Source organism: Kiloniella antarctica (assembly GCF_042682825.1).
Lineage (GTDB): Bacteria > Pseudomonadota > Alphaproteobacteria > Kiloniellales > Kiloniellaceae > Kiloniella > Kiloniella antarctica.
In genome coordinates this window covers 14,931-29,127 of the sequence record NZ_JBHUII010000009.1, presented here as the reverse complement: position 1 = coordinate 29,127, position 14,197 = coordinate 14,931, and the positions used below count along the sequence as shown (strand labels likewise).

Sequence of the window (14,197 nt, the reverse complement as noted above, 5' to 3'; positions counted from 1 at the left end):
CCCCGCAACCAATAAAAAACGCCTCTCAGCTTGTATAAGTTGAGGGGCGTTTTTTGTGCTCGGAAGTATAGTGGATAAGACAGGCGAAAAGATCTGGCCGTTAAAAAATGCTGAAGCCGTTACAACCTGTTTCCTTTAGCTTTAAGAACATTATTTAAAACGCTTTTTTATAGATCTTAAAAGTCTAACGAAATGAAGTTTTATTAATAATTAAATTTTACAAATTTTTGATGAGACAAAAATAACAACTTGATCGAATCAATATTAAGCGTTTGTTTTAACCGTCAGCAGACAAGAGGGTTAACTCAGTTCTAAGGCACAGGCTTTAGCTCTACTATTAACTTTAAGAGTTTTAAGAATTGCTGTCACGTGTGCTTTGATCGTGCTTTCCGCGCACCCAATTTCTCGAGCAATCTCTTTATTCGATGCACCAGTGCGCATTTGGTCAAATACTTCGTATTGCCGGGGGGTTAAATTATCTAAGGGGGAATTGGATATGTTGTTCCTTGAGGGGTTTTGAACAGTAGGTTCAAGAAAAAGGGAGGGAATATAAATTTCACCATCCAATATTAATCGAATTGCATTTAGCATGACGGTCGTTTTTGACGTTTTTGAAATATAGCCTTCCGCACCGATTGCGAGAGCTTCTTTTACTAATTTAGAGTCATTGTGAGCTGAGAGAATGGCAATAGGAGTATCAGGGGCGATGCTTTTCAACTCGGCAACGTTTTGAACACCATTCATTCCAGGCATAGAAATGTCGAGGAGAACAAGATCAAGGTCAGAGTGTGAGGACACAATTTTTACAACACCAAGAAAATCCTCAGCTTCTAATATCCTCAAATCATGGTCAATTTCAGAGAGTACACCCTTTACACCCTCACGAACCATTTGATGATCGTCTGCAACGAGTATTTTTAACATATCCCCTCATCTCATATTCATTAACGATCATTGCTTGGCCAAGAAATGTGGATAAACAATAGAGTGCGATACTAACGAACCAATGGTTATAAAGGCAAGTTGGGATCTGGGACGTATTAAATTAAACTGAAGAGACAAACTCATCTTCTCTATAGCCTTGGAGATAGAGTAGGGCCGTGAGGTCTGAGTGATTTATGTGAATATTAGTCTCTTTTTTTAGAGCAGGTTTTGCGTGAAAGGCGACCCCTAAGCTCGCCGCTGAAATCATTGCGGAATCGTTGGCGCCATCCCCTACAGCAAGTGTATTGGATATCGTTCCATTATGTTTTTCCATGAATTCAATTAAGATTGATTCTTTGCTTTCTTTACCCAATATTGGGGGGGTAATTCGTCCTGTAAGCCGTTGATGTTTAATTTCAAGTTGGTTTGCTCGGTAATGCTGAAAGCCAACGCGTTTCGCAATAGGCTCAGCAAAGCAGGTAAAACCTCCTGTGGCTAAAATTGTTACCGCGCCGTTTTGGTTCATTGTCTGGACAAGTGTACAGGCACCTTCTGTGAGTTTAATGTGTTTGTGATAAGCTTCTTCGATTGATGAGAATGGAAGCCCTTCGAGCAAGCTCACTCTGGCACGTAAGGAGGCTTCAAAATTCAAGATCCCTTGCATGGCTTTATCGGTTAGTATTTTAACCTGACTTGAGACACCATGAAGAGTAGCAAGTTCATCTACACATTCTGTGGTGATAATTGTGGCATCCATATCTGCGATTAGCAGTTTTTTTTGTCGTCCCATGATGGGGAGAGCATTTGCATCTATCCCCATATTATCCAACTGAGATTTTATCTGGCCTATACAGTTTGATATATCACCGCAAAAGAGAATTTCGAGGGCATTTTGCCCTAAAATATTTTCACCGAGTATTTCAAATTTAGTATTCTGCAGTATTTGGATGCATTTTTCTTTTGCAATTAGAGGGATGGTTTTAGCAGAGGTTAATACTAATGCTTGAGTTGAATTAATCATCTCTTTGAAAACTCCAACGTACGAATTCTAATGAGAGAGGATTTGGCTTAAGAATAACTGGGTACGATCCATTTGTGGATTGTTGAAAAATGTATCTGGATCGTTCTCCTCAACTATTTCCCCGCCATCCATAAATAACACTCGATCTGCGACAGACTTTGCAAAACCCATTTCGTGAGTTACGCAAATCATGGTCATGCCGTCATTGGCAAGCTCGGCCATTACGTCGAGAACTTCTTTGATCATTTCGGGATCGAGAGCGGAGGTTGGCTCGTCGAACAGCATGACTTTTGGGGACATGCATAATGATCTGGCGATTGCCACGCGTTGTTGTTGACCACCAGAAAGTTGTCCCGGATATTTTCCGCTTTGCTCAGCAATATTGACCCGATCCAAATAGGTCATGGCCAACTCGATTGCGTTTTTACGCGGCATTTTACGCACCCAAATTGGTGCCAAAATTAGATTTTCAAGTATAGTCATATGAGGGAATAGATTGAAGTGCTGGAAGCACATACCAACATTTTTACGAACCATTTCCAATGCTTTGGTATTACTGGTTAGTTCTTGTCCATTAACCGTGATTGTTCCGGATTGATGCTGTTCAAGCTGATTGATACAACGGATCATTGTCGACTTTCCCGACCCGGAAGGGCCACATACTACAATGCGTTCTCCTTTGGTAACTTCCAAGTTTATGTTTTTTAAGACGTGAAAATCGCCATACCATTTGTTCATATCTTTAAGAGATATTACGACGTTTTTTTCGGCACAGATAGCCGCCTGTGTAGCAGAGCTTTGTGTTGACACAATGTAATCCTTTTAAGCAAAACTGACTGTCAGTGACTTGTCTGGCCACGTTTTTCGAGAGAGCGTCCATAACGACTGAGACTGAAACAAAGTATCCAGTAGATGAAGGCACAAAAGACGAAAGCTTCTGCATCAAAACCGAGCCATTCGGCGTCTTGAGAAGCAGCCTTGGCAATTCCAAGAAAATCAAGAAGACCGACAACTACCACCAAAGAAGTATCTTTGAGTAAAGCAATACAGCGTCCGATAAGAGGCGGAATGACAATTTTTAAAGCTTGGGGAAGAATGATGAAGGCAGTAGTTTGCCAGCTATTCAAACCAAGGGCTACGGCTGCTTCTGATTGCCCTGTCCCGACACCTTGCAACCCGCCACGAACAACTTCTGCGATGTAGGCAGAAGAAAACAGGATAATTCCGAACTGGACACGATAAAGGATACCGACTTCAACCCCATCAGGTAAGAATAGAGGCAACATGATTGTTGCCATGAATAAGATCGTCACCAGGGGAACGCCGCGGACAAGTTCAATTATACAGATACAGAAACCTTTGAGTAGTTTGGTTTCTGAAGTTCGGCCTAGAGCGAGAAGAACACCGATGGGGACCGAGGCAAGAATACCTGCAATGGCAAGTACAAGTGTTAGTAACAGACCACCCCATTCGGATGTATCCACAACTTGAAGTCCAAAGCCACCACCTATGAGCCAATAGATAGGTATAGGAAGGAGAATCCAGGCTATCGCCGCTTGCCCTGAACTCAGATAATGACGCGCGGTCGTAAAAAACAAACCAAAGAGAAGTGCCGCAGCAATAATCGGGCGCCATACGAGCTCTATAGGGTATGGCCCGAGAAGAAATAATTTGATTTGTGCATCTACAAAGGCCCAACAAGCCCCTTCTCCTTGTCGACAAACATCAGCTGTTCCAAGGAAAATAGCGTCGAGAAACAGCCAGTTCACAAGTGGAGGAACAAGTGCAAAGATTATAACGATACCAACGAGAGTAAGGAAACTATTGGACAAACTGTTGAAAAGGTTAGAACGGACCCAATGAATGACGCCTGTCTGTGAAGAGGGAGGTGGCATACTTGGGGCAGGTTGAAAAACGGTTGTCATTATCAACGCTCCACCAGTTTAAATTTATTATTGGCTATGTTCATAAGTAAAGAGATGGCTAAGTTTATGGTGAGATAGACTGCCATCCAGATTGCGATGACTTCGATTGCTTGCCCATTTTGACCAATCATGGTGCCACCAATAGATACCATGTCGGGAAAACCAATGGCTATTGCGAGAGAACTGTCTTTTACCAAGCTGGCGTAATCGTTGGTTGTGGCAGGAATTACTGTCCTTAATGCTTGAGGCAGGACAACATCTTTCATGGTTCTATCTGGAGATAGGCCTAGAGCAGTGGCAGCTTCTCGCTGCCCTTTTTGTACTGACATGATACCACTGCGAACATTCTCTGCGATAAAAGCACCGCGATAGAAAACAAGCCCAAAAACCAAGGCTGCAAATTCAGGCCGGAATACAAGGCCCCCTTTAAAGTTAAATCCTTTGAGTTCTGGAGTTTCCCAAATAAGAGTATCGCCAACAATGGTGCTTATCAAAAGAGGTGGAAGGACGATCAGGGCAAGAGATATCTTGATTACAGGATAGCTTTTACCTGTTTCATCTAACGTTTTTTTTGCCCACCGCCAGAAAATAATTGCGGAAATTATGCCCAATACGATCATGACAATTAAAAGCGTAAAGTTCTCGCTTGGTATTGGACGGGGAATAAATATACCGCGCTGGCTTAAAAAACCGCCGGGGATAAACTCGATAGCTTCGCGCACAGAAGGCAAGCCGACCAAAACAACCCCATAAACAAAAAGTAGAATCAATAAAACCGGAATATTCCGCAGTACTTCAACATATATCTCGGCCATTTTCGCAATGAGGGGATTACCTGAAACCTGAGCTATTCCCATGACAACGCCAACTATCGTTGCCAGTACAACACAGATGACAGCTGCGTAGAGAGTATTGATTATTCCAACAAGAAAAGCATGACCATAACTATCTGAAGGGCTATAGGAGATCAAAGAGTCTCCTATCGGAAAACCAGCTTCTTGCGAGAGGAATGCAAAACCGGATTCAATGTGTCGTTCTTCGAGGCTTTCTTGTGTACTGATGAGAAGATAATAAGCTCCCCCGATGATCAACCCAGCGATAAGTGTGTGGGAGAGGCAAGCCAATAATCGATCATAGGAAAATAGCCCATTAAGGCGCATGTTGATAGGTTTAGACATGGCATAACCCTTAATGTGGGGTAGTTGTCATTTGACCTTCGTTCCAGCGTAAACAAAGTTACTTTATACTTAGAAGGCGGTAAAAAATGACAAGAGCAATCTTAAGCTTGGGATACAAGATTACTCTTGCCAACAAGGAGCACCACTCCTTCGTTTCAAGGAATGGTGCAGGAGTTTGATTAACGAAGGGGGGCTACATAAAGGAGACCGCCATCTTTCCAAAGAGCATTGGTGCCGCGTGGAAGATCAAGTGGACTATCTTTGCCAAGGTTCCTATCGTAGATTTCGCCGTAGTTGCCAACAGCAATAATAGCCTTTTCCATCCAGTCGTTCTGTAAACCAATATAAGAACCATATTCTCCTGAAGCACCAAGCATACGTTGAATAGTAGGGTTGTTACGTTGGGATTCATCAAGATTGGTTACATTTTTCTGTGTCACACCCAGTTCTTCTGCTGTGATAAGACCGTTAATGGTCCATGTAACAAGATCTTTCCATTGATTATCGCCATGCTTAACTAAAGGAGCCAGGGGCTCTTTTGAAATCACGTCCGGTAAAACAATATGTGCAGATGGGTCTTTCATTGTTGTCCGGAAAGACGCCAGTTGACTGTTATCAGTCGTTAGTGCATCGCAACGGCCGGAACGATACGCATTGACGGCTTCTTTCTTGCCTTCAAATACGACAGGTTCAAACTCGATATTGTTTGCACGCGAAAAATCAGCGAGATTCAACTCAGTTGTTGTCCCTGATGTTACACAAACGGTTGCACCGTTTAGCTCTTTGGCACTTTTTACGCCGAGGCTTTTACGAGTCATGAACCCTTGCCCATCGTAGAAAACAACTGTTGTGAAGTCGACGCCTTCTTTGGTGTCTCGTTTCATGGTCCATGTCGTTGTACGAGATGTTAGGTCAACTTGTCCTGTAACAACAGCTAAGATTTTTTGTTTAGAAGCGAGAGGAATAAACTTAATTTTATCACCTTCGCCAAAAATTGCTGCGGAAACTGCGCGACACATGTCAACATCCAGGCCAGTCCAATCTCCGTCTGAGTTAGGGTTGGAGAAGCCCGGTACGCCTTCGCTTACGCCGCAATTGATATAGCCGCGTGCTTTTACATCATCCAGTGTGCCAGCAAATGCTTGAGAGGTTAAAAGCGCGAGGCCGGCGACCATCAGACCGGATAAGTTCTTTGCAGTAAGTTTTGTCATCGAGATGCCTTTTGTTATAAAATACCTGTTCGACACAGCTCTCTTATTTCTTGTTTTTGACTTAGCCGTGTTATCTCAATGTTCTTTTAATGGAATGATTTTCGCAATTGGACTGAGGTACTACAAATTGCGACATAAGTCGTAGTTATGAGGGGGAGATCTGAGACGAAAGTCGTACTCCTCTATATATTAATTTCACTATGGTATAGGTTGAGCTCATGAAGAATTAAGGACTTTAAAAGATAGAAAGATTTAAGAGGTAGTTGTGGTCAAGTATCTGTCATTGGCTTTGATAACATTCTCAATTTGTCTGAAGACGAGTTTAGGAGATAGCGGCAACATGGCTGTTGCTTCGACCCTAGATGATGTGCGTCAACGTGGTTATTTGGCTTGTGGTGTTGGAGAGCATGATTTTGGCTTTGCCCAACGCAATATTCAGGGGCAATGGCACGGCTTTGATGTGGATTTTTGTCGTGCAGTGGCAACCGCAACGTTGGGTGACCCCTCTGCTGTTCGTTTTATACCGGTGGATAGTCAGAATCGAATCTCAACCTTATTGGATAAAGAAATTGATCTTCTGACGAGAACAACGACTTGGACACTAAGCCGTGATACAGCGATGGCCGTTAATTTTACTGGAATTACACTTTATGAAAAACAAGGTATTATTGCGCGTGCAGAACTTGGTATTCATACGATTAATCAGGATCTTGAAGGAACGATTTGTGTAAATTCAGGGACGACCAGCCTACCTAATCTTGAAGATTATTTGGTCCGCAAAAACTCTAAGCTAAAGATATTGGTACTGGAAACACAACAAGGCCGCTGGGACTCTTTCTTTAACGGACGCTGTGATCTTATGTCTTCTGACATGATTGACCTACAGGCCGGGGCTGTGATGTTAGCGCCAAGCCCAGAAGATTATGTTATCTTTTCTGATATTATCTCCAAGGAGCCGCTTGCCCCGGCTGTACGTAATGATGATGATCAATGGTTTGATATTGTAAAATGGGTAATCAATACAACAATCTATGGAGAAGAATACGGCGTAAACTCCCTAAATATAAAAACGATGCCACAAAGCATTTCCATGCAGGCGCAACGTTTGTTTAGTGATAAAAACACCCTCGGGCTTGAACTCGGCCTTGATGCTGAATGGGCCAGTCGCGTGATCCTGGATGTTGGAAATTATGAAGAGATTTTTGAACGTAATCTTGGGCTTGGGTCTCGCTTTAAGGTGGAGCGCAACCTGAATAATCTCTGGACAAAGGGAGGGTTGATGTATGCTCTTCCTTCACGTTAAGCCGTTATTGATGATTTAGTATGCCTCAGTTTCATCGTTCAATACTCGTTAGTGGCATCTTTACACGTGTTTTGGCGAGCTTATTCTGTATGGTTGTACTCATTGCTACAGCAAGCTTTGTCTCGCTTAACTCCTTTAACGATCTTCGCAAAGGCTTAAGTGATTTTACCGGGAACGACTTACCAAAAGTGGTCGCAGGGTCCAAACTTAATCAAATATCAGCTAATTTGGCTTCTTTTGCACCCGCTCTTTTAGCAAGTAACAGCAAAGGTACGCGGCAGGCCGTTTTGCTCCGGCTGAAAGATCAAGTCGCTTGGTTTGATGAGATATTAAAAAAGCTTGGGATGGCGGGGCATTCCTCTGAAGATTTACAACGCTTTGTGCGGTTAAAATCTACCCTAGTTGATAATTTACACAACATTGCCGAATTAGTACGAAAGCGTTCTCTAAATTCGTCGGCAGCTAAAACGGTATTGCAAAAGACCCCAGAACTAAATGCCCAGCTTTTTGAATTTAATAAAACCTTGTTTGCGCACAAGGAGATTAAGAGCTCGGCAATTCAAAGCTGGTCAGGTAGTTTTGCAGCTGGGTTGCTTCTTATTCCAACTGCGGCTGCAACCGATGATCCACTGGTTTTGCAAAAAATAAATGCACAGTTTAAATTATATCTCAAGGAAATTACAGATTACAGTACCCAGCTACCGTTAGATACTCAAGAAAAGGCGGAATTTCTATTAGAGCAACTAGATATTCTCGGGCTTGGGGCAACAGGTATTATTGAGTTACGTGAACAGGCTTTTCTGCTCGACGACATTGTCCAAGGGACGGTAAGTCAGAACAAAGTGGTGGCGGATAGATTTGTGGCTTCAGCATCTATTCTTACGCGCAAATTACAACAGGGTATATTGGATCGTAGTCTTGAATTAGACCGTGAATCAGAAGAGCGCAGTGTATTATTTTTACTGATGTCTTTATTGAGTTTTATTGGGGCAATACTCGCATTTCTCTACATCAATCGTTCGGTTATTCAGCGCCTGACTAATCTTAATCACACAATGATTTCTCATGCGTCTGGGTTACGTACACCGATTGTAACTTCAGGTAATGATGAGATCACTGACATGACTAAAGCTTTTAAGTTCTTTGTCGATGCCAGTGATAAAAGAGAAGGTGACCTACGTGACGCAAGAGAGCAGGCTGAAAAAGCGGATAAAGCAAAATCAAGATTTTTAGCGGCAGCCAGTCATGATTTACGGCAGCCGTTGCATGCGATAGGCCTTTTTGTTGCAACGTTACTTGGGCGTCGCCATGACGAGAAAGCAAAGCCAATAGTCAAGAATATCGAACGTTCGATAGATCATATGAACGATCTTTTTGAATCGATCCTGGATTATTCTCAATTAGAAGCTGGGGAATTACGCCCGGAATTAAGTTCCTTTGAACTTTCGCCTCTTCTTGAAATGTTGGAAAGAGATTTCCTGGTCTTGGCACAGGAAAAGGGCCTCACACTGGAAGTTGAAAAGACGAGTGTTTGGATAAAAACTGAACCCCTGATGTTCGATCGGATTCTTCGAAATTTAATATCTAATGCAATTCGTTATACACAGAATGGATATGTAAGAATTCGCCTTGAAGATATTACAGAGAACGTTGTTAATATTGTAGTTGATGATACAGGGCGAGGTATTGCCTTGAATAAACAAGAAAAGATATTTCAAGAATTTTATCGCAGCGGTATCAAGAAGGAAAAAGGATTAGGCCTTGGTCTCGCAATTGCACAACAAATGGCACTGTTACTTGGAACAAAAATATTGTTGAGCTCAGCTATAAATGAAGGATCAAAATTTTCACTTAAAGTTACTAAAGTAAAATCTGAGTTAGAAGATCAAGGCAGAGAATTTCAAAATAATCACATAACCGGCCAGAATTTACTAGAGAACGAACTGGTGATTGTACTTGATGATGATACTCAAATTCTCAAAGCAATGCGTGGTTTACTCGAAAAGTGGGGGTGCCAAGTTGTTGCAGTGCCTAGTAAAGAAGCTTTATTTAGAGAACTTGCTAATAATATCCGGCAACCCTTAGCTTATATTGTTGATTATCAACTCGATCGCAATGAAACCGGAGTTGATATTCTGGAGAATTTCTTAGAAAAGGATGAGGTTTTAAGAGGCATTATTGTTTCCGGTAACACAGATCCGTTAGTGGAATTACAGGTGAAAGAGGCTGGATTTGTTTTTTTCTCAAAACCGCTCCGACCTGCGAGAATTGCAGCGTATCTAAGGCACCTCGCTAGAGAAAAGGAGGTTGCTTGATGGGTGAAATATTATTTGGAGCTTGTTGATCGTAATTGATAATCATTTATCGGTTATATGTATATTTAAGTATTCAGATTTCTTGGTAATTTCGGGCCATTTTTTAAAACATCATGATTTATTCACATAAATATTTGAGTTTCATTGAACTCCTAATTTCAATGTAAATTCGAGTTTTTGATTTATGTAACCCTTATTGCAGTAATAATTCCCTCATTGCTTGCCTTTTTCTTAATCAATGAAAATTTAAGCCCTCAGAATATACTGTATTCAGAGGGCTTTTGATGCTGAGGGTAATTTTATTTTCTCTATTTTAAGAGGAGGTATCATGAGAACTCTTGTGAGGTTATTCTCTGAATAAGAAGCGTGGGGCGCTGTTTCAACAGGTTCAGATTGTGGGATGTTTTGTTTGTGGTGAATTGAAGTTGTTCTATTTTACAACGGTACCACTTTGGAGCTGATATGCTGTAGTTTGAGATGGATAATGCTAATTCATTTCTTGTGAAGGCGGCATGGCTCAAGTTTGATCATGCCGCCTTCATAGAAGGGTATGGTTTACCGACGGTTAAGTATAAATAAGTACCCGACGACTAAGACAAGACCCACCGCCTTTACAGATAAGGATGGTACGATCAAGAGTAGTCCTCCAAGGGTGAGAAGTAATTTTCCGCCTGTGCCAAAATCTTTTCCAAACCATCCAATATATGCTGATGACAACGCGACAATCGAGAGTATTCCACCCAAGAGAGCAGAAATAAACTCGACAGCATTAAAATCAATGAATAAGAGACTTGGTGCATAAACGAACATGAAGGGCACCAGTGCTTTCCCCATAGATAGCCTGAAGGCGGTTATCCCTGTTTGCATTGCATCGGCGCGCGATAATCCCGCTGCAGCATAAGCGGCGAGGGCGACCGGTGGAGTGACATCGGCTAACACACCAAAGTAAAAAACAAAAAAGTGTGTTGCAATCAAAGGGATACCAAAGTCGTTTAATGCGGGAGCGGCAATTGAGGCTAAGATAATATATGTTGGCGTTGTCGGAATTCCTGCACCCATAATAATACAAGCGAGGGCTACAAAGAAGAGACCAAAGAAGAGTGCCATCGCTTGCTGGCTTAACAGTCCTGTAAAGTCATAACTTGCGATAACCGTTGCCATGTCATTGGCCAGATCCACAACAGCTGCTGAGAATTTAAATCCTAACCCTGTTAGAGTCATTGCACCTAATAAAAAGCCAACGCAGGCACAGGCAGCACCAATTGCTAAAGCGAATTTTGCACCATCTTCAAAGCCGATAACCAATTTTTTGGGCGTTAAAACATATGATGTGTCCATGTTCGCTTTCCCCACCATATTGGTAAGAATAGGGACATAAGAAAATACGATTGTTAGTATGATACCCCAAAACGCAGCTAGGAAGGGGGTGTATTGCATTAAGAGTAAAGCAACCATGGCCCCAAGAGGAATAAACAAGTGCCAGCTACGGGAAAACACGGCTTTAAATTGTGGTATACGGTCGGCAGACATGCCCTTCAAGCCAAGGCGTTTTGCTTCGAGGTGAACCATTAACAAAATTGCCAAGTAATGGAATGCAGCGGGTATAATCGCAATAAGTATAATTTCATTGTAAGGTACGCCGAGCATCTCAGTCATCACAAATGCTGATGCGCCCATGATCGGTGGAGTAACTTGTCCGCCGCAGGATGCTGATGCTTCTACAGCACCTGCAAATCGTGCTGAAAATCCGGATTTTTTCATAAGTGGGATAGTGAATGCGCCCGTTGTAACTGTGTTTGCAATCGGGGATCCAGAGATCATTCCAAAGAAACCAGATGAGACAACTGATACTTTTGCACTTCCTCCACTGTATCGTCCTGCGATAATAGAGGCTAGATCAATAAATAATTGGCCCAACCCGCTCATTTGGGCAAGGATACCAAAAAGTACAAAGTGGAATACGTAAGTGGCAACAACTCCAACGGCAATACCGTAAATACCTTCTGTTCCCACAAATAAGTGATTAATTATCCGAACGATAGAATAACCGCGATGCGCTAATATGCCTGGTAAATATGGTCCAGCCAGTGCGTAAAGAACGGTAATTACGGCAATAACAGGAAGAACGCTCCCCATCGTGCGTCGTGTTGCTTCTAATGTCATAATAATAGCAACGAGGCCAATCAGGTATTCTGTATTACCAGGTTCACCAACATTGATAATGAATATTTTTTCGAAGAAGACAGTTAAGTAAAGCGAGAAACCGGCAGCACATACTGCAAAAATCCAATCGCGACCAGCAACCGACTGACTGCTCTTACTACTCCCTGGAAAGGGAAGGGTCAGAACAATTAAAACCCCAATGGCTAACAATCCAAGAATATTAGGTAAGGTTGGCTCTAAACTTTTAAACAGGCTGAGTGCTAAGTAGGAATAAAACGCAGCAAACATTGCTGATTGTATCCATATTTTTTTGGTTGGTTCCGCACGTTTACGAGGGAAAACCAAAAATACCAAACCGAGCACGACTGTTAAATGGATAGTTCTGTGCGCGATTTCATTTAATAACCCAAAGCCCGCTGTATACACATGGAACAATGACAGCCCAACAGAACAAACTGTGACTAAAAGCGCTACTTTCCCGGCAAGATCGCGGAAATTGGATTCTGAATCATGTTCTTTTACAAGAGCATCAATTTCACCTTGCGAGAACTCGCTTTCGGTCTCTGTATTAGCCATTTTTAATATCTTTCATTCTATTTATCGTGCCACATGGAGTAAGCAATAAGGCTCCAATTGCCCAATCTGACATACGATATTCACGCCCATTTTGTGTAAGTTTATTTTGATATCCTGATTGAACACGAATGACCAAAGGCGATACTTTTCGGTCCAATTCGACCGTGAACATACCATTGGAATGAACCCAGCCGGTTACTCCAATGTCATCTGACTGTGAAGGTAAACCTGCCCCGTGTTGAGAGAAAGTTTCTGAAATTTGAATGATTTCATTTGCTTCAATACGATAGACATCCGTAACGGTGTTGAGAGAAACCGAATGCAAAAAAGACAACGAAAACGTACCATCAGTGCTTGGGTCCAATTGGGCTAAACTGTGCATTTCAGGGAAACTCAAAATGCAAAGCTGAGGCTTCGTTCCTGCCGATATAGGGCTGCTGGTAAACGTTATTAAAAGTCCCAAGAAGAAACAAATTTTTAACAATTTACCAGCAGAAGTCATGTATTACAGACCTTTTTCATCGTAGTAGCGTTGCGCGCCTGGATGAACAGGAATAGAAACGCTTTCTAGAGCACTTTCGATATTAACTTCTTTACCTTTAGGATGTACCTTGCCCAAAGTTTCAGTGTTTTCGTACAGTGCTTTTGTTGCTGCATAAATGATGTCGTCTGGAACATCTGCATGGGTGGCCCAAATTGCCCGAACAGCAAGTGTTTCTACATCGCTATCAACACCCTTGTAAGAACCAGCAGGCAGGATGGTGTTTACATAGTAAGGCTGCTTTTGTTGTAGCTTAGCAATTGCGGGGCCATTTAGTGGTACAACTTTAATTTCGTGTCCGTTTGCAAGATCAGTGACAGATGAAGTTGGTGCACCGGCTGTAATTAGAGAAGCATCAAGGTTTCCATCTTTGATTTTTTCAACAGATTGAGAAAATGAAGATAGATCTTCTGAGACACTTTCGCGTGTCATGCCATGTGCTTCAAGCAAATCGCCAAGCAATTGCCATTGGCCAGACCCAGGTGAACCCGAAGAAATTGATTTTCCGGCCAAATCAGCAAAACTGTTGATCCCAGAATCTGCTCTTACGACAAGCTGTACAGTCTCTGGGTATAGTGCACCAATAGCTCTAATATTTTTGATTGGAGTACCGTCAAATTGCCCTGTACCCTTATAAGCTGAGTCGAGAATGTCGGCAGCGGCAAAGGCACTTTCAATTTCGCCACGTCCCAACAGTTTTGAATTAGCAACTGAAGCGTTACCTGATTCTGCTGTTGCTGACAGCTTAATGTCTTTTAATTCAGCTTTGTTTGAAATCAGCTGCGCAAGCATTCCGCCAAGCGGATAGTACGTGCCACCTGTACCCCCTGTTGCGATACCAAAAAATTTGCGTTCTTGAGCAAACGCACCTCCAGGTAGACAAGCTAGGGCGGTGGCTGCAGCTGCAGATTTTAGAACGCCTCTTCTAGATATTTTCACGTGAACTCCCTCCTTCAAAGACTGTTGAGCATCGTTTCTCCGAAAAGTTTCGAAGTATTGTAATTAAGTCTTGATTATTTTATATGTCAATGTCTAATTTT

Annotated in this window: 11 protein-coding genes; 2 read left to right on the top strand and 9 right to left on the bottom strand. The window is 42.3% G+C overall.

The genetic code is table 11. The features are described from left to right. Positions 1 to 300: 300 nt before the first annotated feature. The 6 genes from ACFSKO_RS15305 to ACFSKO_RS15280 all read right to left on the bottom strand — a co-directional run bounded on the left by ACFSKO_RS15305 (position 301) and on the right by ACFSKO_RS15280 (position 6,259). Complete coding sequence (locus tag ACFSKO_RS15305; protein ID WP_380253182.1) at positions 301 to 924, bottom strand: response regulator transcription factor; 624 nt, start codon at positions 922 to 924, stop codon at positions 301 to 303. A 121-nt stretch (positions 925 to 1,045) separates the two neighbouring features. After that, a complete protein-coding gene (serB, locus tag ACFSKO_RS15300; RefSeq protein WP_380253180.1) occupies positions 1,046 to 1,945 on the bottom strand; it encodes a phosphoserine phosphatase SerB in 900 nt (299 codons plus the stop codon). Positions 1,946 to 1,972: 27 nt separating this feature from the next. Further along, on the bottom strand, positions 1,973 to 2,683 hold the full coding sequence (locus tag ACFSKO_RS15295) for an amino acid ABC transporter ATP-binding protein (RefSeq protein ID WP_380253184.1): 711 nt from the start codon (positions 2,681 to 2,683) through the stop codon (positions 1,973 to 1,975). A 101-nt stretch (positions 2,684 to 2,784) separates the two neighbouring features. Beyond that, positions 2,785 to 3,870 carry an amino acid ABC transporter permease gene (locus ACFSKO_RS15290; protein WP_380253178.1) on the bottom strand — a complete coding sequence of 362 codons (1,086 nt, stop codon included), beginning with the start codon at positions 3,868 to 3,870 and terminating at the stop codon, positions 2,785 to 2,787. A gap of 2 nt (positions 3,871 to 3,872) precedes the next feature. Beyond that, the gene (locus ACFSKO_RS15285) at positions 3,873 to 5,048 is read right to left on the bottom strand and encodes an amino acid ABC transporter permease (RefSeq protein ID WP_380253176.1); all 1,176 of its coding nucleotides are present in this window, start codon (positions 5,046 to 5,048) and stop codon (positions 3,873 to 3,875) included. Between the two features lie 179 nt (positions 5,049 to 5,227). Continuing rightward, positions 5,228 to 6,259: an amino acid ABC transporter substrate-binding protein gene (locus ACFSKO_RS15280; RefSeq protein WP_380253174.1), complete on the bottom strand. Its 1,032-nt coding sequence runs from the start codon at positions 6,257 to 6,259 to the stop codon at positions 5,228 to 5,230. A gap of 340 nt (positions 6,260 to 6,599) precedes the next feature. Between ACFSKO_RS15280 and ACFSKO_RS15275 the strand changes: the two genes are divergently transcribed. Both ACFSKO_RS15275 and ACFSKO_RS15270 read left to right on the top strand, forming a co-directional pair. Continuing rightward, complete coding sequence (locus tag ACFSKO_RS15275; protein WP_380253172.1) at positions 6,600 to 7,562, top strand: amino acid ABC transporter substrate-binding protein; 963 nt, start codon at positions 6,600 to 6,602, stop codon at positions 7,560 to 7,562. An 89-nt stretch (positions 7,563 to 7,651) separates the two neighbouring features. Further along, positions 7,652 to 9,877 (top strand): ATP-binding protein, encoded by a 2,226-nt coding sequence (locus tag ACFSKO_RS15270; protein ID WP_380253170.1) that lies wholly within the window; start codon positions 7,652 to 7,654, stop codon positions 9,875 to 9,877. Between the two features lie 555 nt (positions 9,878 to 10,432). Here ACFSKO_RS15270 and ACFSKO_RS15265 read toward each other — a convergent pair. Genes ACFSKO_RS15265 through ACFSKO_RS15255 form a run of 3 tightly spaced genes read right to left on the bottom strand, consistent with a single transcriptional unit; the run spans position 10,433 to position 14,096 of the window. Then, the gene (locus tag ACFSKO_RS15265) at positions 10,433 to 12,616 is read right to left on the bottom strand and encodes a TRAP transporter permease (protein WP_380253168.1); all 2,184 of its coding nucleotides are present in this window, start codon (positions 12,614 to 12,616) and stop codon (positions 10,433 to 10,435) included. Then, on the bottom strand, positions 12,609 to 13,118 hold the full coding sequence (locus ACFSKO_RS15260; protein WP_380253166.1) for a DUF1850 domain-containing protein: 510 nt from the start codon (positions 13,116 to 13,118) through the stop codon (positions 12,609 to 12,611). Before ACFSKO_RS15260 ends, ACFSKO_RS15265 begins: the two co-directional genes overlap by 8 nt. Before the next feature lie 3 nt (positions 13,119 to 13,121). Beyond that, on the bottom strand, positions 13,122 to 14,096 hold the full coding sequence (locus ACFSKO_RS15255) for a TAXI family TRAP transporter solute-binding subunit (RefSeq protein ID WP_380253164.1): 975 nt from the start codon (positions 14,094 to 14,096) through the stop codon (positions 13,122 to 13,124). Between the last annotated feature and the right edge of the window lie 101 nt (positions 14,097 to 14,197).